The sequence below is a fragment of the Vibrio sp. AIC-3 genome (genome assembly GCF_013114515.1).
GTDB lineage: Bacteria > Pseudomonadota > Gammaproteobacteria > Enterobacterales > Vibrionaceae > Vibrio > Vibrio crassostreae_C.
In genome coordinates, this window is the sequence record NZ_VTXG01000024.1 from 1 (window position 1) to 25336 (window position 25336).

Genomic DNA, 25336 nt, shown 5'->3' on the forward strand with positions numbered 1-25336 from the left:
AACAGAATGGTAATGAATTGACTGTGCCGAATAACTACAAGTAGTTAAACGTATTGGTCACTCAGTTCATTGAAATCAATTTTGATTCCGAAGAATCTGTTTTACTTCTCTTTAAAAAAGGGAAGATAAAACGTTTTGATATTCATCAACGAGTGCCCACACAGATTGATAGGTTTAAATTGTTAAAGAGCTTCTCTTCGTTGTGACTTACATCACTTCGGAAGAGGCGGTCATTCTAGCGATTTAATTCTCAGTGTCAAACACTTATTTGGAATTAATTCCTACTTTCTAAAAGTAGAAGCGAATCATCGCTTAAAGCTAGTTGCTTTACTAACATTCTTCGCTGAAGCCTTGTGGCGTCTGCCGTGTCAGTGAGGCGGCATTATAGAGATGCCGCTCATATTGGCAAGCAATAAATGCGTTTTTTATTAAAAAAAGAGGTTAAGCGAAGACATTTCAACCAAGGGCTTATTTATACCACTTTCACCCCAAGTTTCGAACAAATTACCCACAACGACCTGTGGATAACTACTCTCCACTATCAAAAAAGTAAGATAAACGAGCCCTAGGGTTTAGATACTCTCGAACTTGTTCAGGTAATTTGCTTGGATGAACGGCATTAACGATTTTGATCTCTTTAATAAAGAGGTCAATGATCGGAGCTTGGGTTCTTGGCACGCTAGGATCATAGATAAGTACATTTGGATAAAGCATATGTTTAGCGTTAACGGATATCACAATCCCAATCGAGTCATTTGAAAGCTGTACTACAGTTCCTGGTGGATAGACTCCCATGAACTTAACTAACAGCCCCAAGTTATCTTGGCTATATAGATGCTTGCAGCTCTTATATAGGTGGGACAGTGCCAAATACGGGATCATTTGTTGAGATTGCGTTTTACCATGGCAAAGGTTATCAAATGCATTAGCCACGGCGACTATCTTGGCAAATTCATCAATCTCATGTTCTTTTAAGCCCTCGGGGTAGCCAGAACCATCATTCATCTCATGATGTTGAGCGATCACCTTTTTAGCACTTTCAGGAAAGTCATCAATTGCCGATACAATATCCGCACCGTATTTAGTATGAAGCTTCAGGTAGTTCTCTTCTGGCACCGTTAGTGCACTCTGCTTTCTTAGTATCGCGACTGGTATTTTGATCTTGCCTACATCGTGAAACAACGCTGCGAATGAGAGGTCTTTCAATTGCTGTGTGTTATAGCCTTTGGCCTTTCCTATCATCAGTGCAACAACCGAAACATTTAGAGTATGAAAGTAAATATCTTCGAAATCTGCTTTAGCATTCATAAGGTGCAAGGTGACGTTATCATCGCTCACTAGAGTTTCAACGATATCATCAACAAGAGCCTTAACCTCCCCTACCGCATCTAAAGGTCTGTTACGGATCTTGGTCATCACAGATCGCATTCGAGCAAGCGAACGTTCAAACTCTCTCTCACAATGACTCACCCTGCGGCGGTAAGAGCTAAGGGTTTCGATACGCTCATGCTTATCTTTCCACATTCTTTCCGTTTCAAGGCTTACCTGTGAATCAATATCGACTTCTTGTTCACCTACGTGATTAACAGGTAAAGGTGAGGTATCACTTTGACTCAGGTTTATATAGACGTGCTTAATCCCAAGATGTCGAATTACTTTTACTTGAGCGTCATCTTTGATTTTAAAGCTGTTGAATAAAAATGGGTGTTCATTCCATTTTACGGGGAGTCGTATATGCAGACCGGGCTGAATGCGATCTACGGTAATCTTTATGCTGCCCATTTTTATATATAATATTGATGATTAATCTCTATTTATAATTCTAATAAAACCAAGCAGCAATTTCACTATCCAATTTCACAGGCTCAACTTAAAGAGTCGCTGTGCACCATCCAGCGTATACCGAATTTATCTTCTACTTTGCCAAATCGAGCCCCCCAAAAAGTATCTGCGAGTGGAGTCATTATCCGCCCTCCCTTCTTGAGCTTTTCAAAGATTTGTTCTTGAGTCGCGGTATCTTCAGTCACAAGAGAGAGAGCGAGATTGTTGCCTTCAAGTTCTTTTGCCTTAACACCATCAGACATCATCAGCTTCATACCAAACGCTTCGAACTCAGCATGCATAACCCAATCAGGTTGAGCGCCCTCGATTACCTGTGGTGCATCACTAAAAAGCTGCTTAGATAAAACCACACCACCAAAGCACTTGTGATAAAAATCCAACGCTTCATTACAACGACCATCAAAAAACAAGTAAGGGGTTACTGTCAGCATATCTATCTCCTCTGTTAGTCCTTTAAACATAGACAATAGAAAAGAGAATGACAGGTAACATCATGATTTAAGATAATTAATTCATTATCAGATCGAATAGCGAAGGGAAATTATGAGATTTAGGAGTGAAACATCAAGATCTGACTGATTGGACAGGCATTCCTGCCGCCACCGCGAAGGCAACGCTTCCTATATCCCAGATACAACAAAGCCCCGACTTTCGTCGAGGCTTTGTCATTTAAATATGGTACCGGTAGGCGGACTTGAACCGCCACGCCCGAAGGCAACGGATTTTGAATCCGTCGTGTATACCAATTTCACCATACCGGCATTATCTTGGGGCATTGCCCTTTCGATGTTTGGCATTATACGTATGCGAACTGATGTGGCAAGTATAAAAACTTGAATTCATGTGTGTTTGCCGATAATTTCGCCACTAAGTCATAAGCTGTGCGTCATGTCTCTTTTCAGGCTAAGCCTTAAACTATATTCTGACGCCTCAATTTTTAAAGAAGTAATAACACATGACATCAACAAACACTCTGCCACCAGCAGGAGTCATGCGCCGATTTGGTGCCTTGTTCTACGACGCTCTGATCGTAATCGCTATTGAAATGTTGGCGGCTGGCGTCATTGTCGCTCTACTGCACGCGCTCATGGCTCTCGGCATTTTTAACCACAGCGGTTATGCCGATGTTAGTGACTTCTTAACCAACCATCCGATTTGGAGCCCTGCATATACCTTTTACTTAGTCGCCGTTTGGGTATATTTCTTCGTGTTCTTCTGGACTAGAGCTGGTCAAACTCTCGGCATGAGAGCTTGGAAGCTGCGCGTTCAAAACAAAGATGGCTCAGCGATCACAGTAACTCAGGCGCTGATTCGTTTAGGTACTTCAGGTTTTGGACTGGCAAACCTATGTGTTCCATTCGATCCTGAAAAACGTGGCTTTCACGATATCTGGGCAAAGACCGAAGTCGTTGTGTTACCACAAGCACGATAATGTGATTTAAGTTAGCTCCAATCAAGATCAAAAAAGGAAGGCGTTATGCCTTCCTTTTTACTATTTACAGTTTCCGCCTCAAGAGCATGATGGCAATTCCAAGGAACACCACGCTCGGGGCTATTGCGCCAAAGGCGGGTGGTATTTGATAAACCAAACTCACTGGGCCAAAGAACTCACTGGATATATAGAAGGTAAAGCCAGCAATAACACCTGACAAAATCCTCGCACCCATGGTCACACTACGCAAAGGACCAAAGATAAACGACAGTGCCATCAACATCATAACCGCGATCGAAATTGGCTGGGTTATCTTTCTCCACAGCGCCAATTCATAGCGTGATGCATCTTGCTCTGACGCCTTCAGATAAGAAACATAATCATACAACCCACTTAACGATAGCTCTTCTGGTTTAACCGTTACTATCGCCAACTTATCTGGAGCTAATGACGTTTCCCAAGAGTAAGTCGGTAAACTTTCTTTAGTAATTTGAAGTTCGTTTTCAAAAGACGTGATCTCTACATCCTTCATCGTCCACACGTTGTCTCCAACGTAATCAACTTCGTCAGAATAAATAGCGGTTTTAAGTGCCTTGTTTTCATCAAAGCGCCACATGTTCATTCCATATAGCTTCTGGTCATCGATTTTGACAATGAAGATGAAGTCATTGGCATCACGAGCCCAGACACCACTTTGCGTCGAAATAATATTACCACCAGCAATCGAGATAGTTCTTAAATCACGAGCCATTTTCTGCGCTTGCGGTGCTCCCCATTGACCAAGCAATGTCACCACGATCATCAGTGGAATAGCTGTTTTAAGTACTGATAGGCCGATATCTAACTTAGAAAAACCAGCTGCCTGCATAACGACAAGCTCAGAACTTGCAGCAAGCATACCAAGCCCTATCAATGCGCCAAGCAATGCAGCCATTGGAAAGAACATTTCGATATCACGAGGGATACTCAATAAAACGAAATACAGCGCTTGTAATAGATCGTATGTACCACGGCCAACTTTTCTTAGCTGTTCTACATATTTGATGATCCCAGAGAGACCAACAAACGTCACCAATACCAGTGACGTCGTTGCGATGATGGTTCTGCCTATATATAAATCGAGAATCTTAAACACGGCTTAAGCCAACCTCTTATTCTTGAATTTTTCTTTCAAACGTCTTACTGGCACGCTATCCATAAAGTTGGCACCAATCGCGACAAATAACAATAACGCATTGATTGGCCACATGCCGATTACCGCAGGAATGCTCCCCTCTTCGATTGAAGACTTGGTTGCACTGATTGCTAAGAAATAGGTGAGATAAATCAGTATTGCTGGGCCGATTTTCGCAAAACGACCTTGTCGAGGGTTTACCGCAGACAGTGGCACGACAAGCATGGTCAACAATGGAATACAAAGTACCAAAGAAATACGCCACTGCAACTCTGCTTTCGCACTATTATTTGAGTTACCAATCAGTTCAAGCGTAGGGATCGCTTCCCAGTCTCGACCTTTCTTCTCAACTTCACGCTGACCAATCAGGCCTTCGTATTCTTCAAAGTGCGTCACCCTGTAGTCGAGGCGAGTCGGAATGCCTTCATGACGAGTACCATCGTACATTACGATCACTTGGCGACCATCACTGAGCTCTTTTACATCACCTGACTTCGAGAACATCACACTTGGCAGTACAGAATCACGCGGACGCATTTGAGCTACGAACACGTTTTCTAACTTATTACCGTCGATATCATCAATAAACACGACAGAAGAGCCATCCGGCGTACCTTCAAACTTACCTTTTGGTAGCAAATCAACGCTGTTCTCTGCAGCTACTTCTTCATACATTTGTTCAACTTTGTCTTGTGACCAAGGAGATAACCAAAATGAGTTAAAGGCTGCAACAGATGCCGTAATTAAAGCGAGGTAAAGCGCAGATTGGATCAGGAATTTATTACCGATACCGGTGGCGTTCATGACCACTATTTCACTTTCAGCGTAAAGGCGGCCAAAAGTAAGCAAAATACCAATATAGATACTGAGTGGAAGCATCAATAGGCCCATCGCTGGCATATTTAAGCCAACAATCGACAATATAAGACTCGCAGGGATATCACCATCAGAGGCATCCGCTAAAACACTGATGAATTTTTGGCTGAGAAACACGAGAAAGAGAACAAAAAAGATCGCAAATTGGCTCTTGATTGTCTCGCGGATCAAATATCTAACAATAATCACGCTCAAATTACCTATACAAAACTTGTTTTTTTGATTGAATCACTATAATTTCCCGTTGAACCTTTTATTTTTTTAAATTTTTAGCTAAGTGTTAGCGTTCTTCTTTAAGGTTAGTTCCATTATAGGATCCAACAAGTAAGAACCCATTATCTAACATTTAGTTCGATTTGTCTTCAGGATGTAGGAGTACGCATGGAGTTCAGTGTAAAAAGTGGCAGCCCAGAGAAACAGCGCAGCGCATGTATCGTTGTCGGTGTATTCGAACCGCGCCGCCTTTCTCCAGTAGCCGAGCAATTAGATAAGATTAGCGATGGCTACATTAGTTCACTGCTTCGTCGCGGTGATCTAGAGGGTAAACCTGGCCAGATGCTACTACTGCATCAAGTACCTGGTGTACTTTCAGAACGTGTTCTACTGGTAGGCTGTGGTAAAGAACGTGAGCTAGGCGAGCGTCAATACAAAGAAATTATCCAAAAAACCATCAGTACACTAAACGAAACAGGTTCTATGGAAGCTGTATGTTTCCTTACAGAACTTCACGTTAAAGGTCGCGACACTTATTGGAAAGTTCGCCAAGCGGTAGAAGCGACTAAAGATGGTCTTTACACATTTGACCAATTCAAGAGCAACAAGCCAGAGACTCGTCGCCCACTACGTAAATTGGTATTCAATGTACCAACACGTCGCGAATTGAGCCTGGGTGAGAAAGCAATATCTCACGGCCTTGCTATTGCTTCAGGTGTAAAAGCGTCTAAAGATCTAGGCAACATGCCACCAAACATCGCAAACCCTGCTTACCTTGCTTCTCAAGCTCGTCGTTTAGCCGACGATTACGAGACAGTGAAGACTAAGATCATTGGCGAAGAAGAGATGGAAAAACTGGGTATGACATCATACCTAGCAGTTGGCCGTGGCTCTAAAAATGAATCGATGATGTCTATCATGGAATACAAAGGCGCTCCGGATCCAGATGCGAAGCCGATTGTATTAGTAGGTAAAGGCCTTACGTTCGATTCAGGCGGCATCTCACTTAAGCCTGGTGAAGGCATGGATGAGATGAAGTACGACATGTGTGGTGCGGCGTCTGTATTCGGTACAATGAAAGCACTGGCTAAGCTGAACCTGCCTATTAACGTGGTTGGTATCCTAGCCGGTTGTGAAAACATGCCGGGCAGCAATGCTTACCGTCCAGGTGATATCCTAACGACAATGTCAGGCCAAACGGTTGAAGTACTCAACACTGATGCTGAAGGTCGCTTGGTTCTATGTGATGCTCTAACTTACGTTGAGCGTTTTGAACCTGACTGTGTTGTCGATGTTGCTACGCTAACTGGCGCATGTGTTATCGCTCTAGGTCACCACATCAGTGGCGTTCTATCGAACCACAACCCACTTTCTCACGAACTTGTTAATGCTTCAGAGCAAGCAAGTGACCGTGCATGGCGTCTACCAATGGCAGACGAGTACCATGAGCAGCTAAACAGCCCATTCGCTGATATGGCGAACATCGGTGGCCGTCCTGGCGGCACAATCACTGCTGGTTGTTTCCTGTCTAAATTCACTAAGAAGTACCACTGGGCACACATCGACAGTGCTGGTACAGCTTGGAAGTCAGGCGCAGCGAAAGGCTCGACAGGTCGTCCTGTCTCAATGCTAGTCCAATTCTTATTGAACCGCAGCGGCCAAGAGACTGAAGAGCAATCTTCAAAATAATAAAAAGGGCCTACGGGCCCTTTTTTAATAAGCGCTATTTGTTAGACCCTGTTAACCAAGTAACATTGATATCCACGATTTTCAGTTCGAGTATTAAGTATGCAGACTGCTACATTTTACATTGTGCCTTCAGACAGCCCGCAAGCCAGCGAAGATGGTTTTGCTCACTATGTGCTGTTTCTTGCTCAGCACTTTGCAAAACAAGGCGCTAAACTTTATCTCAACTGTAATGACAAAGAGCATGCCGAGCGTATTGCTGAAGTTTTCTGGCAAGTCGAACCCTGTGATTTTATTGCGCACAACTTGGTTGGCGAAGGCCCGAAGTATTCAACCAACATCGAAATTGGCTATCAAGGCGTAAAACATAATTGGAATCGTCAGCTAGTAATTAATCTGGCCGATAATCATACAACCTTTGCGAACGCCTTTGCTCAGGTGATAGACTTCGTCCCTTGCGAAGAAAAAGCTAAGCAACTCGCTCGAGAAAGGTATAAAATTTACCGTCAAGCTGGATATCAGCTACAAACTATCGAGATTCAACATCCATAGTCAAACCTCATAGTTAAAGCTATCTTTGGATTTAGATTCAAGAAGCTTCACTTATGAAGTTTGACCACGATTAACCATTCACAGTATCCGTTTAAGAGCACTATGGAAAAGACATACAACCCAACATCAATCGAACAAGCTCTGTATAAGACTTGGGAAGAGAAAGGCTACTTTAAGCCACACGGTGACACATCAAAAGAAGCTTACAGCATCATGATCCCGCCACCGAACGTCACTGGCAGCCTACACATGGGTCACGCGTTCCAAGATACGATCATGGATACGCTTATCCGTGCTCAACGTATGAAAGGCAAAAACACGCTTTGGCAAGTGGGTACTGACCACGCTGGTATCGCAACGCAAATGGTTGTTGAGCGTAAGATTGCTGCCGAAGAAGGCAAAACAAAACACGACTACGGCCGTGAAGCTTTCATCGACAAGATCTGGGAATGGAAAGGCGAATCAGGTGGCACGATCACTCAACAACTTCGTCGTCTTGGTGCATCTGTAGATTGGGATCGTGAACGATTCACTATGGATGACGGCCTATCGGCTGCGACTCAAGAAGTGTTTGTTCGTCTATACGAAGAAGACCTAATCTACCGTGGTAAACGTCTAGTAAACTGGGATCCTAAACTGCACACTGCAATCTCGGATCTTGAAGTTGAAAACAAAGACAAAAAAGGTTTCATGTGGCACTTCCGCTACCCGCTAGCGAACGGTGTTAAAACGGCAGATGGTAAAGACTACATCGTTGTTGCGACTACTCGTCCTGAAACCATGCTTGGCGATACTGGTGTTGCTGTTAACCCAGAAGATCCTCGTTACAAAGATCTTATCGGCAAAGAAATCCTACTTCCTGTTGTAAACCGTCTTATCCCTATCGTAGGCGATGAGCACGCAGACATGGAAAAAGGCACGGGTTGTGTGAAGATCACTCCAGCTCATGACTTTAACGATTACGAAGTGGGTAAGCGCAACAACCTACCGATGATCAACATCCTAACGTTCAATGCTGATATCCGTGATGCTGCTGAAGTCTTCACGACTAACGGCGAAGAAAGCGATGTTTACTCAACAGGTATCCCTGCTAAGTACCAAGGTATGGAGCGTTTTGCTGCACGTAAAGCTATCGTTGCTGAATTCGATGAGCTTGGTCTTCTTGAAGAGATCAAAGATCACGACTTGACTGTCCCTTACGGCGACCGTGGTGGCGTGGTTATCGAACCAATGCTGACTGACCAATGGTACGTGCGCACAGCACCTCTTGCAGAACCTGCAGTTAAAGCGGTTGAAGATGGTCAAATCCAATTCGTACCTAAGCAGTACGAAAACATGTACTTCGCGTGGATGCGTGACGTGCAAGACTGGTGTATCTCTCGTCAACTTTGGTGGGGCCACCGTATCCCAGCATGGTACGACAACGATGGTAAAGTTTACGTAGGTCGCACTGAAGAAGAAGTTCGTGAAAAGAACAACCTAGCGCCTGTTGTTGTGCTTAAGCAAGACGACGACGTACTGGATACTTGGTTCTCTTCTGCACTTTGGACGTTCGGCACACAAGGCTGGCCTGAAGATACTGAAGCACTGAAAACATTCCACCCATCTGAAGTACTAGTATCTGGTTTTGATATTATCTTCTTCTGGGTTGCTCGTATGATCATGATGACCATGCACTTCGTGAAAGACGAAGATGGCAAGGCTCAAGTACCTTTCAAAACTGTTTACATGACAGGTCTTATCCGTGATGAAAACGGCGATAAGATGTCTAAGTCGAAAGGTAACGTACTTGACCCAATCGACATGATTGACGGCATCGGCCTTGAAGAGCTAGTAGAGAAGCGTTGTGGCAACATGATGCAACCTAAACTGGCTGCTAAGATCGAAAAGAACACACGTAAAACATTCGAAAACGGTATCGAACCCTACGGTACTGACGCACTGCGTTTCACTCTTGCTGCTATGGCTTCAACTGGCCGTGACATCAACTGGGACATGAAGCGTCTTGAAGGTTACCGTAACTTCTGTAACAAGCTATGGAACGCAAGCCGTTACGTACTAATGAACACAGAAGAGCACGACTGTGGCATGTCACTGTCTGTAGAAGACCGTGCAAACATGGAATTCTCTCTAGCCGATAAGTGGATTGAGTCTCAGTTTGAAGTTGCAGCGAAAGAGTTTAATGCTCACCTAGACAACTACCGTCTAGACATGGCAGCAAACACGCTTTACGAATTCATCTGGAACCAATTCTGTGACTGGTACTTAGAGCTAACTAAACCTGTTCTTTGGAAAGGTACTGAAGCTCAACAACAAGCGACTCGTTACACGCTTATCACGGTTCTTGAGAAGACTCTGCGTCTTGCTCACCCTGTTCTTCCTTACATCACTGAATCTATCTGGCAGAGCGTTAAGCCGCTAGTAGACGGCGTTGAAGGCGAGACAATCATGACTCAAGCGCTTCCTCAGTTTAATGAAGCTAACTTCAATGCTGAGATCGTTGACGACATCGAATGGGTTAAGACTTTCATCACTGCTATCCGTAACCTACGTGCGGAATACGACATTGCACCAAGCCAAGGCTTAGAAGTAATGATCAAGGTTGCTGATGAGAAAGATGCCTCTCGTATCGAAGCGAACAAGATCGTTCTTACTTCTCTAGCTAAGCTAGACGATATTAAAGTTCTAGCTGATGGTGAAGAGACTCCTGCTTGTGCAACTAAACTGGTTGGCAAATCTGAGTTGATGATCCCAATGGCGGGTCTTATCGACAAAGATGCAGAGCTTGCTCGTCTAGATAAAGAAGTCGCTAAGACTCACGGCGAGATTAAACGTATCGAAGGTAAGCTAGGTAACGAAGGTTTCGTTGCTAAAGCACCAGAAGCAGTTATCGCGAAAGAGCGTGAAAAGCTTGAAGGCTACAAGGAAACTCTTGTTAAGCTTGAAGAGCAAAAAGCGACAATCGCTGCGCTTTAAAACCGAGTGAACGAGAAGGCTTCAAACTTCTCGGTCTAAATAGAAAGGTTGGTCTTGGTGACCAGCCTTTTTTTATGTCCCTGATTCCAATATTCCAATGCTTCTCACTCTAGCCGCACTGATTGATAGGTTTCATCTATCAAATTAATCTCTACTTCCCATTATACTTAATGATAATAATTCTCAATAATAGGCCTATCGAAACAACACAACGACTGAGTAATTATCATGAAAAAGACACTAACCTTTGCTGCATTACATTTTACTATCGCATTTAGTGTCGCTTACGTACTAACAGGCGACATCTTAATTGGTAGCTTAATCGCTATGATTGAGCCTTCTGTGAATACCGTCGCCTTCTATTTTCATGAAAAGGCGTGGGCGCAAGTTCCAGCGCTTAAAGCTCGTCAATGGATGACAAAACTAAAAACAGCAAGCTTTGCGACCATTCACTTTAGTGTTGCCTTTACCGTAGTCTACTTGTTGACTGGCGATGCCTTCATCGGCGGCGTGATGGCTTTGCTTGAGCCAACTTTAAATACAGTTGCTTACTACTTCCACGAGAAAGTCTGGTTACGTAAATCAGGCGACCAAATGGCACAACAACAATTCTGTTTGCACCAACATGCTTAGTCACCATATATTGGGTCACATATTAGTGACCCTTTCATAGGCAGATCATGGAACAAATTGCTGAGTTCACCCTTAGACCCATTACACCGCAAGACAACCCAAGCATCGCACAAATCATTCGCCAAGTTTCGGCTGAGCATGGACTCACAGAAGATAAAGGTTATGGCGTGGCCGATCCAACACTCGACGATATGTACTCTGTCTATAGCCAAGCGAATGCAATGTACTGGGTTATCGAACACAACGGAAAGATCGTCGGAGGCGGTGGCTTTGCCCCTCTAGCAGGTAAACCCAATGTGTGTGAGCTACAAAAGATGTACTTCTTACCGCAAACTCGAGGGCATGGCCTGGCCAAGCGAATTGTCGCTTTGAGCTTAAAGCAAGCCAAGCAACTTGGGTATCAACACATGTATTTAGAAACGACGAAGTGCTTGGGTGCTGCGGTCAAACTCTATGAGAAGCTTGGGTTTGAGCATCTTGAGTCAGCTTGGGGAGAAACAGGCCACGACGCTTGTGAGGTTGTCATGGCCAAGTCGTTATAAGCAGAATGCGCCGCTATAGCGAAAGAAGATAACGCTAAAATATACGGAGTTAACGTAGAAAGTTACTGACGCAAGAAGTTGGGTTCAAGGCAACAAAAGAACTCTCTTCTTGCCCATCAAGTACCACTTCTAATGGGTATAGATACTTGGGGTTAGGATTCTCAATATCAAAAATGATAGGAGCTTCGACCTGGAACACGACGCCAGTATGTTCAGCGCGTACATCAATCGGCATCACGAGAGTCATACCATTAAACTTGATGGATGCCGATACTAACCCCGCCTTTAGCGTTTGATAGATAACATCCACTTTAAACTCACAGCCACCACCGTGGTGCCAGATCTGCTCTGTGACAACTTGCTCTAGCTTGACGTTTCGAACGAACTGCAGGTATGGCGCTTGCCAAATCCCGATGCGTGAATCAGATTTAGCGATAGCCTGTGAAGATACAGAGTCATCCATGTCTTCTTCAAGCAATAGGCTCTCCTCTTCTTCAAGGAAAAGGATCTCGAAACGGTTTCGGCCGGACTGCATATAAGGACGGATATCTTTACGGTATTCAGCTTGGCTACCATCACAATCAAAAACAGCCACACCATTAAGTCGAACTTCAGCAAAATAATCGACTCCAGCCATCACTAACTCAACAAATGGACACGCTAACATAGCGTCATCCACTTCGATGTCGTGCATCAGGTGCCACTCTTGCTCTGCAATTTGACTTTCACTCAAGCTATCAGGGAGCTTTGAGCTTAACGGAGCCGGAAAGGTGATGTCATCTTGTGGGATAGAGAGATCCGTCAGTGGCGAAATTTGCCAAAGACCATCGAGAAGCAACCGCATATCATTCCTTGAGCTAGATCAATTTTGACCGCATTATAATGAATGAATGCATATAAAGACATTTATTTTTCTGAGGGTAAAAAAATGCCAGCTCGAGGCTGGCATTTTTTAAAATTGGGAAAGAATTACTCTTCGCCTTCATCATCTTCGTCTGGGTAGATAGCATCTTCACCCTCGTAGTAAGTGCCCCAACCGTCGTAGATAATGTCAAACTTCTCTGCAAGGTTTACAAGCTTCTCAACTTGCTCATCAATCGCTTCTGCATTCAGAGTACATTGCATCGTTGCATCACAACAAAGTAGCTTATTGCCATCTTCGTCTTCTGTCTCTTCAGCTTCAAGCACTTCAAAGCCCATCTTGAATGCTTCAACAACCGCTTTCTCAAGCACATCGAAATCTTCAGCAAATAGGTGATGCTCGATATCGTATAGAGCTTCAGGATCGCTACCATCTTCAATTAATGCTGTAATGATGTCGCGAGTCTCTTCCTTTTGAAATTCAATTAATTCCGCTACTGATAGATATTCATCTTCGTGAGACATGTGTCTGCTCCAGAGTGTTGACTATGAAAAGATCAAATTTGATTGTCACGAAATATGGCACGGATCGTCCAGAAAAGCCACCCAGATCAGGCCTAGAAAGGTAAGTTTATCGCGAGATCGCAGCGCCAATATCAATTCAAAAGTGAAATCAAAATCACAGAAACAAATTTTCAACATTTTATTAACTGCGCCGTATTTTAGCATTTCGTTTTTGTGGCCACTTTAGGGCTTATTGAATAAAACTTGCGTGATTAGTCACGTTAGGTGCATACGCTAAACCGCTTTTGGGGTGCATAAATCCTCAGCTTGTTATCAAAAAGTGCATAATAGTGAATAAAAAATCACGATTAATAAGCAAAATTCAATTCTAACAAGCCACGAATTGAGCATAGATCCTCAAAAACGTTGTTCCGTTCGATAGCCAGTTAGTTGGAATTTAATCTGTATAAACTTAAAAATCACAGGTTTTATGACCAATTATTACCCAAATACCTTGTATTAAATCAATCTACAAAACTTGCATATTACGGACAAGCTTGTCATAAATAGACGCTGGATTAATAGTAAGGATGCAAAATGAGTAAGCTGTACGTTGGCTCCGAAGTCGGTCAATTGAGACGAGTTCTCCTAAATAGACCTGAAAGAGCACTCACCCACCTCACCCCTTCAAACTGTCATGATCTTCTATTTGATGATGTACTTGCCGTTGAAGCCGCTGGTGAAGAACATGATGCCTTTGCAGAAACGCTGCGCAGCCAAGACGTAGAAGTACTACTGCTGCATGACCTGCTAGTAGAAACGCTTGCCGTATCTCAGGCTCGTGAGTGGTTGCTGAATACTCAAATCTCAGATTTCCGTTATGGGCCGACTTTCGCCCGTGACTTAAGAAACTACCTTGCTCAAATGGATAATGAGCATCTAGCAACGATCTTACTCGGTGGCTTGGCCTACTCTGAGCTTCCTATCAAATCATCATCGATGCTGCCTAAAATGCATCGACCACTCGATTTCGTTATCGAGCCACTGCCTAACCACCTATTTACGCGAGATACTTCTTGCTGGGTTTACGGTGGTGTATCGCTTAACCCAATGATGAAGCCTGCACGTCAACGTGAAACGAACCACCTGCGTGCTATCTACCGCTGGCACCCAGTGTTCGCAGGCCAAGATTTCATTAAGTACTTTGGTGACGAAGACCTTCACTACGACAACGCTAACATTGAAGGCGGTGACGTACTGGTTATCGGTAAAGGTGCGGTACTGGTTGGTATTTCAGAGCGTACGAAACCACAAGGTGTCGAAAACCTAGCGGCTAGCCTATTTAGATCAGGCCAAGCGAGCGAAGTGATTGCGATCGATCTACCAAAACACCGCTCTTGTATGCACCTTGATACGGTGATGACACACATGGATATCGACACGTTCTCTGTCTATCCAGAGATCGTTCGTAAAGACCTCGACACTTGGCGCTTAACGCCAAAAGAAAACGGCGAAATGCGTGTCGAGAAAGCTGAAAACTACCTGTCAGCGATTGAAGGCGCACTAGGCCTTGATCAACTGAAGATCATCACTACCGGCGGTGATAACTACGAAGCTGAGCGTGAACAGTGGAATGACGCTAACAACGTACTGACAGTGAAACCTGGTACCGTGATTGGTTATGAGCGTAATGTTTACACCAATGAGAAATACGACAAAGCGGGTATCGAAGTTCTAACGATTCCTGGCAACGAGCTAGGCCGTGGTCGTGGCGGCGCGCGCTGTATGAGTTGCCCTATCGAAAGAGACGGTATCTAAGTCAAAGAGCTCAGTTAAACAGACTCAATAGTCTTATCTAGGCCAGTATTCATTTACTGGCCTTTTTTATCAAATTAATAAAATAAATATTCACAAATATAGCATTTTTATGTTTAACTAAGTTCTTCATTGATTCTATATACGCAAGGAGCGAGAGATGGCCTTTAATCTTCGCAATCGTAACTTTCTAAAACTTCTCGACTTTACTCCTAAAGAGATTCAGTTTTTACTCGACCTGTCTGCTGACCTAAAAAAAGCTAAGTATGCAGGCACTGAGCAGAAGAAACTCAACGGCAAAAACATTGCTTTGATCTTCGAGAAAGCATCAACTCGAACACGATGTGCGTTTGAAGTGGCCGCCTTTGATCAAGGTGCTCAAGTCTCTTACCTTGGCCCTTCTGGTTCTCAGATTGGTCAAAAAGAATCAATGAAAGATACGGCGCGTGTATTGGGACGCATGTACGATGGCATCGAGTATCGTGGCTTTGGTCAGAGTATCGTTGAAGACTTAGGCGCTTATGCGGGCGTGCCGGTTTGGAATGGCTTAACCGATGAGTTCCACCCTACTCAGATCTTGGCTGATTTCCTCACTATGCTTGAGCATGGCCGCGGGAAGCATCTACACCAAATCAGCTTTGCTTATCTAGGCGATGCACGCAATAACATGGGTAACTCTCTGTTAGTCGGAGCCGCGAAGATGGGCATGGATATTCGCCTTGTCGCGCCTAAAGCATTCTGGCCAGAAGAGCAGCTTGTTGAAGAGTGCCAAGCTATCGCGCAAAGCACAGGTGCCAACATCACGCTGACAGAAGACGTTGCTGAAGGTGTTCAAGGTTGTGATTTCCTTTATACCGATGTTTGGGTTTCAATGGGCGAGGCCCCTGAAGCTTGGGACGAACGTGTAGCGGTAATGAGACCATACCAAGTGAATATGGATGTCATTAAGCTCACTGGCAATCCTCAAGTGAAATTCATGCACTGCCTACCCGCTTTCCATAACAATGAAACCGTGATCGGCCAGCAAGTCGCAGATAAGTATGGAATGAACGGTTTAGAAGTTACTGATGAAGTCTTTGAATCGGATTACTCAATTGTGTTTGATGAAGCTGAGAATCGCATGCATACCATCAAAGCGGTAATGGTTGCGACACTGGGTCAATAGCGAATACTGAAAGTAAACAAAAGCTTGATGTAATCGCTTGCGCTCACAAATTGAAAGCGTATAATTCTCGGCAATTTGTCTGAGAGTAATGAAAATGACGCCAAGCAATGTTGTGATAAAACATAATGATATTGTGAAAACACATAGTAATATTGTGAAAACACCAAATATTGCTCGTAAGCTAAGATGCTTACCAGGCCGTCTATTCTGCTTTTCAGCACTTTTTTAAAGCCTCCCATTATGGGGGGCTTTTTTATGGCCAATACATTATTGTGGGGAAGAAGATCATGGCGAACTCGCTCTATCAAAAGCACATCATCTCAATTCCAGAGCTTTCTCGTGAAGAGCTAGAATTAATTGTTCAAACGGCAGGTCAGCTAAAGGCTGAACCAAACCCAGAACTCATCAAGAACAAAGTTGTTGCCAGCTGCTTCTTCGAACCTTCTACACGAACTCGTCTCTCTTTTGAAACTGCGATTCAACGCATCGGTGGTGATGTGATTGGTTTCGACAGTGGTGGTAACACTTCTTTGGCAAAGAAAGGCGAAACGCTAGCGGACTCGGTACAGGTTATCTCTTCATACGTTGACGCTTACGTGATGCGTCACCCTCAAGAAGGCGCAGCGCGTCTGGCTTCTGAGTTCTCAAACGGTGTACCTGTTATTAACGCAGGTGACGGCGCAAACCAACACCCAACACAAACGTTACTAGACCTATTCTCTATCGCTGAGACACAAGGCCGCCTCGACAACCTAAACGTTGCATTCGTTGGTGACCTTAAGTACGGCCGTACGGTTCACTCATTGACTCAAGCACTAGCGAAGTTCGACAACATCTGTTTCTACTTCGTGGCTCCAGAAGCACTAGCGATGCCAGACTACATTTGCGAAGAGCTTGATGAAGCGGGCATCAAGTACCAACTATTGACGGACATGGAAGATGTGATTCCTGAACTAGATGTCTTGTACATGACTCGAGTTCAAAAAGAGCGCTTCGATGAGTCAGAATACGCGCACATAAAATCCGCATACATCCTGACCGCTTCGATGCTGGAAAATGCACGCGATAACCTGAAGGTTCTGCACCCTCTTCCTCGCGTTGATGAAATTACTGTCGATGTCGATAAAACACCTTACGCTTACTACTTCCAGCAAGCAGAGAATGGTGTTTACGCCCGTGAAGCATTGCTAGCCCTTGTTCTTAACGAAACGCTGTAGAGGAGAGATATAATGTCTAAAGAGACTCAATTAAAAGTTGAAGCAATCAGAAACGGTACTGTTATCGACCATATCCCAGCCAATATCGGGATCAAGGTTCTAAAACTGTTCGACATGCACAATTCTCATCAGCGCGTGACGATTGGCCTGAATCTACCGTCTTCTGCACTAGGCGGAAAAGACCTGCTCAAGATTGAGAATGTGTTTATCACAGAAGAACAGGCGAGCAAGCTGGCACTTTATGCGCCTCACGCAACAGTGAATCAAATCGAAGATTACGAAGTAGTTAAGAAGCTACCACTAGAACTTCCTGAGCAAATCAACGATGTGTTCGAGTGTCCAAATACTAACTGTATTACTCACAATGAACCGGTTGAAAGCAGCTTTAAGATCTTTGAAAAGAAAGAAGATATTCGATTGAAGTGTAAGTATTGCGAAAAAGTCTTCTCTCGCGAGATCGTGACAGAAAGATAACGTCATACTGCAAAGAAGACCGAATGTAAAAACTATCAAATACCTCGCCTGTGCGGGGTATTTTGCGCTTTACCTATCCAAAGTTTGAAGGCACACTGAAAATTGATTTTTATCTAATAACTGATGGAATAAACCAATGACTAAAGTACTTCACACAGAATCTGCTCCAGCTGCAATCGGCCCATACGTACAAGGCGTTGACCTTGGCAACATGGTACTGACTTCTGGTCAAATCCCAGTAAATCCAGCAACTGGTGAAGTATCTGCTGATATCGCAGAGCAAGCTCGCCAATCTCTAGACAACGTTCAAGCGGTTGTTGAAGCTTCAGGCCTGACTGTAAAAGACATCGTAAAACTAACGGTATTCGTTAAAGACCTAAACGACTTCGGCACAGTAAACGAAGTTTACGGTAAATTCTTCGATGAGCACGGCGTTGCAAACTACCCTGCACGTTCATGTGTTGAAGTAGCTCGTCTGCCAAAAGATGTAGGTATCGAGATCGAAGCTATTGCGGTTCGCAAATAGGTTTTAATCTTTAGATTAAACACCTTCGGATAAACGACTTAGCGTAATGCTGAGTGTTTATTAGATACAAAAAAGGTTGCCCCGTTGGCAACCTTTTTTATTGTTCATCGTTTCGCTTAGATAATTACTTTTTATTAAGCTCAACCACTTCTTTGTCTAACTCTTCAAGTTTCGCAGCCATCTGCTCACGAGCTAGGTTAGCCAGTTCACGAACATTAGACTTGTCGTAGCCTTCAGTGCTGATTGGTGGCAGCATTTCAACAATCACGTGACCATTGTTCCAACGGTTTAGCTTCACGCCACCGGTTGAGCTACACACGATAGGGATGATAGGCAAGCCAGCACCAATCGCAGCATGGAATGCACCTGTTTTAAATGGCAGCAGACCACGGCCACGAGAACGAGTGCCTTCAGGGAACATCCAAACTGAAACATCGCTCTCTTTTAGACTCGTCACGACCTGATCAATCGTACCTACCGCTTTGCTACGGTTAGCACGGTCAATTAGGATGTTACCCGTCAACCAGTAAAGCTGACCAAATAGAGGCATCCACACTAGGCTTTTCTTACCAACAGTTACCACTTTTGGCGTTACCGCTGATGAAATCGTGAATAGATCCCAGCTGTTTTGGTGGTTCGCCACATAAACATGTTGGCCGCGAGAGTAGGCATCTTCTGGGATGCGAAGCTCTAACTTCATGCCGAAGATCTTCGACATGCGACCGAAATAACGGCCAAAGGTAAATACGTGTTTCGGGTTGCGTGGACTTAATAGGCAGTAACCACAACCAAATACAAACATAAGAATCGCAAATATCGCCACTGCGAAAATACGTAATATTGCTATCATTTTGTTCCTCACCGACCGCCAAGTTGATTCATCTATTCGCGCAAAAATGAGCAATAGATTTACTCGCGGTAAATACAACTATAAAAAAGCCGAAACCAAGGTTCCGACTTTTATGTTTTCATCTTACTGATTCATGAATCCACTAACCTAGGTTAGTTCGACTCACTAAATCGTGTAATGTTTGCGCCTAAGGCTGACAATTTATCTTCAATCTTATCGTAGCCACGATCGATGTGATAAATACGGTCAACGATGGTTTCACCTTGAGCAATACAGCCAGCAATAACAAGGCTCGCAGATGCGCGAAGGTCCGTTGCCATTACTTGAGCGCCGCTCAGTTTTTCCGTTTCACCACAGATAGCCGTGTTACCTTCGATTTCCGCTTTTGCGCCCATTCGCTGTAACTCAGGAATGTGCATAAAACGGTTTTCAAAGATAGTCTCAGTGATAACACCACTGCCCTTCGCCATCATGTTAAGCAGAGTAAACTGTGCTTGCATGTCGGTTGGGAAACCAGGGTGAGGTGCCGTTACGATTTTCACCGCTTTCAGTTCACGCCCCGTCATATCAAGACTGATCCAGTCTTCGCCCGTTTCAACCTTCGCACCCGCTTCTTCAAGCTTCGCTAAGGCAGCTTCAAGAAGATGAGCGTTGGTGTTGCGACAAACCACTTTACCGCCAGAAACAGCAGCAGCAACCAGGAAAGTACCTGTTTCAATACGGTCAGCAACCACAGAGTGTTGGCCACCACCAAGACGTTCAACGCCTTCGATAGTAATCGTATCTGTACCTGCGCCAGAAATTTTAGCACCCAGTTTGTTTAGGAAGTCAGCCGTATCAACAATCTCAGGCTCACGCGCTGAGTTATCGAGTACTGTTGTTCCTTCCGCTAGCGTTGCTGCACACATGATAGTAATGGTGGCACCCACACTTACTTTATCCATCACGATGTGCGCGCCTTTCAGACGGCCATCAACACTTGCTTTCACATAACCATCTTCCAACTTAATGGTCGCACCTAGTTGCTCTAGGCCGTGGATATGCAGATCAACAGGTCGAGCACCAATTGCACAACCGCCTGGAAGTGACACTTGGCCTTCACCAAAACGAGCGACTAGAGGACCTAAAGCCCAGATAGAAGCACGCATTGTTTTCACTAAATCGTAAGGCGCACAAAATTCATTAATTTCGCTGCCATCAACATGAACACTACCATTACGCGATACTTTTGCGCCTAAACGCTTAAGCAGTTCCATCGTAGTATCGATGTCACGTAGGTGAGGAACGTTACTTACTTCCACTGGCTCTTCAGCAAGAATTGAAGCAAATAAGATAGGTAGCGCTGCATTTTTTGCGCCTGAGATCGTCACTTCACCGCTTAGCGGCTTATCCGATCCAATAACTCGAAACTTTTCCATCATAAACCTTAAAGTGACATCAGTTTCTTATCACGTTCCCACTCTTCCGGCGTGAAAGCCTTAATAGAAAGAGCATGGATGTCATTGCGTTGAATGTATTCCATTAGTGGGCCGTAGATTAGTTGCTGCTTCTTAACTCGATTCATGCCGTCAAAACATGGATCAACCGCAACAACTTCGTAATGACTGCCTTCCCCTTTCACGAAAATTTCCTGAAGGTTCAGTGCTTCTGCTAATAATTCTTGTACTTTTGTGCTGTCCACAAATAGCTCCTGCCTAATTTTTTATGTGTTCTGCCATCATTGGCTGGATATTGCTCAATTGGAACAACGTTCGTAATTGTTCTGGCACGAAACTGAGCATTATATGACAGTTTTGATTTTTTGCATGCTCTAATAAGTGAATTAGCATCACCATTCCTGCTGAATCGACTCGATTTATATGGCTAAGGTCAATTTCAACGCTCGATTCCGTCGTTTGCCACTTTTCCAATATACGCCAGATTGCAGGGACACTGTCTCGGTCTAAATCACCGAACAGTTGATACTCTTTAAAGCTTAGTGCTTGCCATTGAGAATGGCTCATTATTTGTTACTCTCAAAACGAATCGGTTGTGCGGCTAATTTCTCTAGTTCGTCTGCAACTTGTAAGATGCCTTCTTGACGAATCTTAGTATTCCACTCCGATTGCTTGCTCGACAACAAGCTAATACCTTCGGCAACCATATCAAATGCTTTCCACTCGCCAGATTTCTTGTCTTTGCGAAGCTTAAATTCAAGCTTAATGTTTGGTCGCGGCGTATCGATGATGTCGACCTTGATACTGGTAATGCGGCTATCCGCTTTGATTTTTGGTTCTGGACCAAATTCAATCGTCTGATCTGTGTATTGAGTCAGCACTTGGGCATAAGAAGAAACAAGGTATTTACGGAATGAATCGATAAACACGCCCACGTCTTTTCTATCCGCGCCTTTCAAGTTTGGTCCAAGTAACTTAAGAGCTGCATATTGTGCATTCACATAAGGCATCAACTCTTCTTCCACGATGACCTTCAATAACTCTGGATCTTGGTGGATGTTGTCTTGTTCACTCTTCAAACGCTCAAATGCCACTTCGGCAACTTGAGTCATCATCTGGTAAGGCTGAGTACGGTCAATCGATTCTGCAGCAAAGGCTTGGGTAGAAATAAGCAACGCCATTGCCGCCATAAACATTGATTTCAAGTAACCAATAGCTTTTAAATAACTAATAGTTTTCAACATTATCTTATTCCTTAGCTTCGCTGTCATTAGAACCACCAACGCTATACAGCACTTGGCCAATCAAATCTTCTAGTACCAATGCTGACTTAGTGTCTTCAATTGAATCACCATCGACCAACATCTCTTCATCATCAAAAATGAAGCCTGGAACCAGACTAATGTACTGCTCACCAATTAAGCCAGATGTTAAAATTTGAGCACTAGAGGTATCTGGAAATTGTGAGTACTTCCCGTCAATAGACAGTTCAACGACAGGAAGGTAGCTCTCGGTATCAAGCTCAATGCTTTTAACTCGTCCAACAACGACGCCACCCACTTTCACTGGAGAACGAACTTTTAGGCTGCCAATGTTGTCAAAGGTCGCTTTTAGATTGTAAGTATGGTTCGAACCTATGCCTTTTACGTCAGCGACTTGAAAGATCATGATTAAGATTGCGCAAATTCCGGCAATAACAAAGGTGCCGACCCATAATTCTAATTTTCGAGTTTGTTGCATGATTAATTCCCAAACATCAATGCGGTAAGAACAAAATCTAGCCCTAGTACCGCTAGAGAAGAGTGCACTACAGTGCGTGTGGTTGCCTGACTGATACCTTCTGAAGTCGGTACTGCGTCATAACCATTGAAAAGTGCGATCCAAGTTACGGTGATAGCGAAGACCATACATTTGATCATGCTGTTACCAATATCTCGGCCAAGTTCTACTGAAGACTGCATCGCAGACCAGAAACTGCCGTGATCAATGCCTTTCCAATCAACACCAACCAGTTGACCGCCCCAAATACCTACCGCCATAAAAATCATAGCAAGCAATGGCATTGCGATAAGCCCGGCCCAAAGACGTGGTGCAATAATGCGTTTAAGAGGGTCAACGGCCATCATCTCAAGGCTTGAGATCTGCTCTGTTGCCTTCATTAACCCAATCTCTGCCGTGAGTGCTGAACCGGCTCGACCTGCAAATAATAACGCAGTCACCACAGGCCCCAACTCACGCAACAGTGAAAGCGCGACCATTTGACCAAGGTTTCCCTCAGCGCCGTAGTCAATTAACACGACATAGCCCTGCAGGCTGAGCACCATGCCGATAAACAGACCCGAAACTAAAATAATAGCCAATGACTGAACGCCAACGCTATAAAGTTGTTTTACTAATAAGGGGAAGTTTTTTAGTCGCGGGATGCCAAACAAAGCCCCAAATAACATCAGGCTTGCTCGACCAAATGACTCACAGCTCGCAAGTGTACGCTTACCGACACCCGCAATAGTTTTAACAATCATATTAAAACAAATCCTTTTCTAAGCTCTTCGCAGGGAATCTAAATGGTACTGGACCATCGGCTTCGCCTTGCAAAAATTGCTGCACTCTCGGATCGCTATTGTTGTACAACTCATCAGGTGTTCCAGCGGCAATAATCTTGCTATCTGCCATGAGGTAAACCCAATCAGCAATACTCATCACCTCTGGCACATCGTGAGAAACAACAATCGAGGTTAAGCCCAAGGCTTGATTGAGATTTCGTATCAATTCAACCAATACGCCCATGGTGATGGGATCTTGGCCAACAAACGGCTCATCGTACATGATAAGTTCTGGATCCAGTGCGATTGCGCGCGCCAGTGCGGCACGCCTAGCCATTCCGCCAGACAACTCACTCGGCATCAATTGCGCAGCACCACGTAATCCTACCGCTTCAAGCTTAAGTAATACGATGGTACGAATGAATTTTTCATTAAGTTCAGTGTGCTCTCGCAGCGGAAACGCCACATTATCAAAGACATTGAGATCCGTAAAAAGCGCACCCGATTGAAATAGCATGCTCATTTTCTTACGTGCTTGATACAGCTTTCGACGTGATAATGCAGGGACATTGTCGCCATCAAACCAAATTTCGCCTTCATCTGGCGGCAGTTGCCCACCAATCAAACGCAGTAAAGTCGTTTTGCCAATCCCAGACGGCCCCATGATTGCGGTTATCTTGCCTTGAGGCACCTCTAAACTGATGTCATCAAAGATAACGCGCTCACCACGTGAGAAGCTGAGGTTTTTAACTTTCACAAGCTCAGTGTTCAACATATTTTTGTTGTTTCCTTGCTTTAAAAAACGCCAATTATGGCTGCAATAATAATGAGTCTACTTTAGAATTAAAAGCACTGTTCAATTAATTCATATTAAACAGGAATCTATGCAGGGATTTGAAAGCATTAGGAAATTATCTATTGATCTCTCTTTCTTGCCTGCTAACTGGTAATTAATTTGCCGAGTGACTTCCCTTTTATCTAGCAACAGGTCAAAATTAGCGGTTAATTCTCCGTTTTTATTAATTTTTTAGGAATCATCATGCTTGAAGCGATTGCGTTTCTTATTATCGGTCTAGGTTTTTTGGTGTGGAGTGCAGATAAGCTGGTTTACGGTGCCGCTGCTCTTGCTCGCAACTTCGGTATTTCACCACTAGTTATCGGTATGACGATCTTAGCAATGGGGTCTTCGGCTCCTGAAATGATGGTTTCTGCGACAGCAGCCCTTGATGGCAAAACAGATACAGCTGTAGGCAACGTACTGGGCTCTAACATCGCCAACATCGCGCTGATTTTAGGTATTACAGCCCTTATCAAGCCGTTATCGATTAGCTCAGGAGTGATTCGTCGTGAACTACCATTAATGATCGGTGTCACTCTGCTAGCGGGCGCCCTATTGTGGGATAACCATTTAGGCTTCTATGAAGGCGTGTTGTTGTTTGTTCTTTTTGCCGCGTTTTTGTTTGCTATGTTGCAAATCAGCCGCAGCGAGAAAAAGAACGGCGATGCTTTCCTTGATGAGCAAGAATCAGAGATCCCTGAAGGCGTAAGTAACCCTAAGGCTGCAATGTGGGTCGTGATTGGTCTAATCGTCCTACCTTTAGCTGCTGATATGCTGGTAGATAACGCTGTGATCATCGCGAAGTTCTTCGGCATGAGCGACCTTGTCATTGGTTTAACCATCATTGCTGTTGGTACTAGCCTTCCTGAACTTGCAGCATCACTAGCCGGCGTTATGAAGGGTGAAGATGATATGGCTGTAGGTAATATCATTGGTTCAAACGTATTCAACATCCTTGCTGTTATGGGTATCCCGGGCATCCTAAACCCTTCGATCTTGAGCGAGTTCGCTATGGGTCGTGACTTCTGGGTAATGCTAGGCGTATCGCTACTACTTGTTGTGATGGCACTAGGAAAATCTCGTAGTGTGAATCGTATTGAAGGCGGCGTGTTAATTGTGACGTTCGTGGCCTACCAAAGTTACCTATTAATGAACATGTCGGCTTAATTGTTGATTTAACT

26 protein-coding genes and 1 tRNA gene are annotated in these 25336 nt (G+C 44.2%); 12 read left to right on the plus strand and 15 right to left on the minus strand.

Features of this window, described 5'->3' with window-relative positions; translation table 11 throughout:
- Positions 1–528: 528 nt before the first annotated feature.
- The 3 genes from F0229_RS15745 to F0229_RS15755 all read right to left on the minus strand — a co-directional run bounded on the left by F0229_RS15745 (position 529) and on the right by F0229_RS15755 (position 2603).
- Positions 529–1782, minus strand: coding sequence for an HD-GYP domain-containing protein (locus tag F0229_RS15745; RefSeq protein ID WP_017063746.1), 1254 nt, complete (start codon positions 1780–1782; stop codon positions 529–531).
- Between the two features lie 83 nt (positions 1783–1865).
- Positions 1866–2273: a VOC family protein gene (locus tag F0229_RS15750; RefSeq protein ID WP_171733227.1), complete on the minus strand. Its 408-nt coding sequence runs from the start codon at positions 2271–2273 to the stop codon at positions 1866–1868.
- A 245-nt stretch (positions 2274–2518) separates the two neighbouring features.
- Positions 2519–2603: transfer RNA gene (locus F0229_RS15755), tRNA-Leu, on the minus strand.
- 194 nt (positions 2604–2797) lie between these two features.
- Between F0229_RS15755 and F0229_RS15760 the strand changes: the two genes are divergently transcribed.
- The gene (locus F0229_RS15760; RefSeq protein WP_017058939.1) at positions 2798–3274 is read left to right on the plus strand and encodes an RDD family protein; all 477 of its coding nucleotides are present in this window, start codon (positions 2798–2800) and stop codon (positions 3272–3274) included.
- Between the two features lie 64 nt (positions 3275–3338).
- Here F0229_RS15760 and lptG read toward each other — a convergent pair whose 3' ends face one another.
- Positions 3339–4409: an LPS export ABC transporter permease LptG gene (gene lptG, locus F0229_RS15765; protein WP_017058938.1), complete on the minus strand. Its 1071-nt coding sequence runs from the start codon at positions 4407–4409 to the stop codon at positions 3339–3341.
- 3 nt (positions 4410–4412) lie between these two features.
- A complete protein-coding gene (gene lptF / locus F0229_RS15770) occupies positions 4413–5513 on the minus strand; it encodes an LPS export ABC transporter permease LptF (protein ID WP_017058937.1) in 1101 nt (366 codons plus the stop codon).
- Positions 5514–5705: 192 nt separating this feature from the next.
- On the opposite strand from lptF, the gene pepA reads away from it, so the two are divergent.
- The 5 genes from pepA (at position 5706) to F0229_RS15795 (ending at position 11926) form a co-directional block, all read left to right on the plus strand.
- Positions 5706–7226 carry a leucyl aminopeptidase gene (pepA, locus tag F0229_RS15775; protein ID WP_017058936.1) on the plus strand — a complete coding sequence of 507 codons (1521 nt, stop codon included), beginning with the start codon at positions 5706–5708 and terminating at the stop codon, positions 7224–7226.
- A 99-nt stretch (positions 7227–7325) separates the two neighbouring features.
- Positions 7326–7775 (plus strand): DNA polymerase III subunit chi, encoded by a 450-nt coding sequence (locus tag F0229_RS15780; RefSeq protein WP_171733228.1) that lies wholly within the window; start codon positions 7326–7328, stop codon positions 7773–7775.
- A gap of 102 nt (positions 7776–7877) precedes the next feature.
- The gene (locus F0229_RS15785; RefSeq protein ID WP_171733229.1) at positions 7878–10751 is read left to right on the plus strand and encodes a valine--tRNA ligase; all 2874 of its coding nucleotides are present in this window, start codon (positions 7878–7880) and stop codon (positions 10749–10751) included.
- Positions 10752–10979: 228 nt separating this feature from the next.
- Positions 10980–11384, plus strand: coding sequence for a DUF2061 domain-containing protein (locus F0229_RS15790; protein ID WP_017058933.1), 405 nt, complete (start codon positions 10980–10982; stop codon positions 11382–11384).
- A gap of 47 nt (positions 11385–11431) precedes the next feature.
- Positions 11432–11926: a GNAT family N-acetyltransferase gene (locus F0229_RS15795; protein ID WP_017066666.1), complete on the plus strand. Its 495-nt coding sequence runs from the start codon at positions 11432–11434 to the stop codon at positions 11924–11926.
- A gap of 49 nt (positions 11927–11975) precedes the next feature.
- On the opposite strand, the gene F0229_RS15800 is transcribed toward F0229_RS15795, so the two are convergent.
- Together F0229_RS15800 and rraB are read right to left on the minus strand one after the other, a co-directional pair.
- Positions 11976–12770 (minus strand): hypothetical protein, encoded by a 795-nt coding sequence (locus F0229_RS15800; protein WP_017058931.1) that lies wholly within the window; start codon positions 12768–12770, stop codon positions 11976–11978.
- A 125-nt stretch (positions 12771–12895) separates the two neighbouring features.
- Positions 12896–13312, minus strand: a complete 417-nt coding sequence (rraB, locus tag F0229_RS15805) for a ribonuclease E inhibitor RraB (RefSeq protein WP_017058930.1) — start codon at positions 13310–13312, stop codon at positions 12896–12898.
- 576 nt (positions 13313–13888) lie between these two features.
- Here rraB and arcA point away from each other — a divergent pair.
- From arcA to F0229_RS15830, 5 genes are all read left to right on the plus strand, one after another.
- Positions 13889–15109, plus strand: coding sequence for an arginine deiminase (gene arcA / locus F0229_RS15810; protein WP_017069412.1), 1221 nt, complete (start codon positions 13889–13891; stop codon positions 15107–15109).
- 157 nt (positions 15110–15266) lie between these two features.
- Complete coding sequence (locus F0229_RS15815; RefSeq protein ID WP_017058928.1) at positions 15267–16271, plus strand: ornithine carbamoyltransferase; 1005 nt, start codon at positions 15267–15269, stop codon at positions 16269–16271.
- 287 nt (positions 16272–16558) lie between these two features.
- A complete protein-coding gene (pyrB, locus tag F0229_RS15820; RefSeq protein WP_012604860.1) occupies positions 16559–17488 on the plus strand; it encodes an aspartate carbamoyltransferase in 930 nt (309 codons plus the stop codon).
- 12 nt (positions 17489–17500) lie between these two features.
- Positions 17501–17962 (plus strand): aspartate carbamoyltransferase regulatory subunit, encoded by a 462-nt coding sequence (gene pyrI, locus F0229_RS15825; RefSeq protein ID WP_017058927.1) that lies wholly within the window; start codon positions 17501–17503, stop codon positions 17960–17962.
- Positions 17963–18098: 136 nt separating this feature from the next.
- On the plus strand, positions 18099–18488 hold the full coding sequence (locus F0229_RS15830; protein ID WP_004735319.1) for a RidA family protein: 390 nt from the start codon (positions 18099–18101) through the stop codon (positions 18486–18488).
- 124 nt (positions 18489–18612) lie between these two features.
- On the opposite strand, the gene F0229_RS15835 is transcribed toward F0229_RS15830, so the two are convergent.
- From F0229_RS15835 to mlaF, 8 genes are all read right to left on the minus strand, one after another.
- The gene (locus tag F0229_RS15835) at positions 18613–19338 is read right to left on the minus strand and encodes a 1-acylglycerol-3-phosphate O-acyltransferase (protein WP_017058926.1); all 726 of its coding nucleotides are present in this window, start codon (positions 19336–19338) and stop codon (positions 18613–18615) included.
- Between the two features lie 152 nt (positions 19339–19490).
- The gene (gene murA, locus F0229_RS15840; RefSeq protein WP_017058925.1) at positions 19491–20756 is read right to left on the minus strand and encodes a UDP-N-acetylglucosamine 1-carboxyvinyltransferase; all 1266 of its coding nucleotides are present in this window, start codon (positions 20754–20756) and stop codon (positions 19491–19493) included.
- Positions 20757–20764: 8 nt separating this feature from the next.
- Positions 20765–21019, minus strand: coding sequence for a BolA family iron metabolism protein IbaG (gene ibaG, locus F0229_RS15845; RefSeq protein WP_017058924.1), 255 nt, complete (start codon positions 21017–21019; stop codon positions 20765–20767).
- 13 nt (positions 21020–21032) lie between these two features.
- Positions 21033–21341 carry a lipid asymmetry maintenance protein MlaB gene (locus F0229_RS15850; protein WP_171733230.1) on the minus strand — a complete coding sequence of 103 codons (309 nt, stop codon included), beginning with the start codon at positions 21339–21341 and terminating at the stop codon, positions 21033–21035.
- The gene (locus F0229_RS15855; protein WP_120459707.1) at positions 21341–21970 is read right to left on the minus strand and encodes a phospholipid-binding protein MlaC; all 630 of its coding nucleotides are present in this window, start codon (positions 21968–21970) and stop codon (positions 21341–21343) included. Before F0229_RS15855 ends, F0229_RS15850 begins: the two co-directional genes overlap by 1 nt.
- A 52-nt stretch (positions 21971–22022) precedes the next feature.
- Positions 22023–22514, minus strand: a complete 492-nt coding sequence (gene mlaD, locus F0229_RS15860) for an outer membrane lipid asymmetry maintenance protein MlaD (protein WP_017058921.1) — start codon at positions 22512–22514, stop codon at positions 22023–22025.
- Between the two features lie 2 nt (positions 22515–22516).
- On the minus strand, positions 22517–23296 hold the full coding sequence (gene mlaE, locus F0229_RS15865) for a lipid asymmetry maintenance ABC transporter permease subunit MlaE (RefSeq protein WP_171733231.1): 780 nt from the start codon (positions 23294–23296) through the stop codon (positions 22517–22519).
- Position 23297: 1 nt separating this feature from the next.
- On the minus strand, positions 23298–24092 hold the full coding sequence (mlaF, locus tag F0229_RS15870; RefSeq protein WP_171733232.1) for a phospholipid ABC transporter ATP-binding protein MlaF: 795 nt from the start codon (positions 24090–24092) through the stop codon (positions 23298–23300).
- Positions 24093–24356: 264 nt separating this feature from the next.
- Here mlaF and F0229_RS15875 point away from each other — a divergent pair, with 264 nt between their 5' ends.
- Positions 24357–25322, plus strand: a complete 966-nt coding sequence (locus F0229_RS15875; protein ID WP_017063737.1) for a calcium/sodium antiporter — start codon at positions 24357–24359, stop codon at positions 25320–25322.
- Positions 25323–25336: the final 14 nt, after the last annotated feature.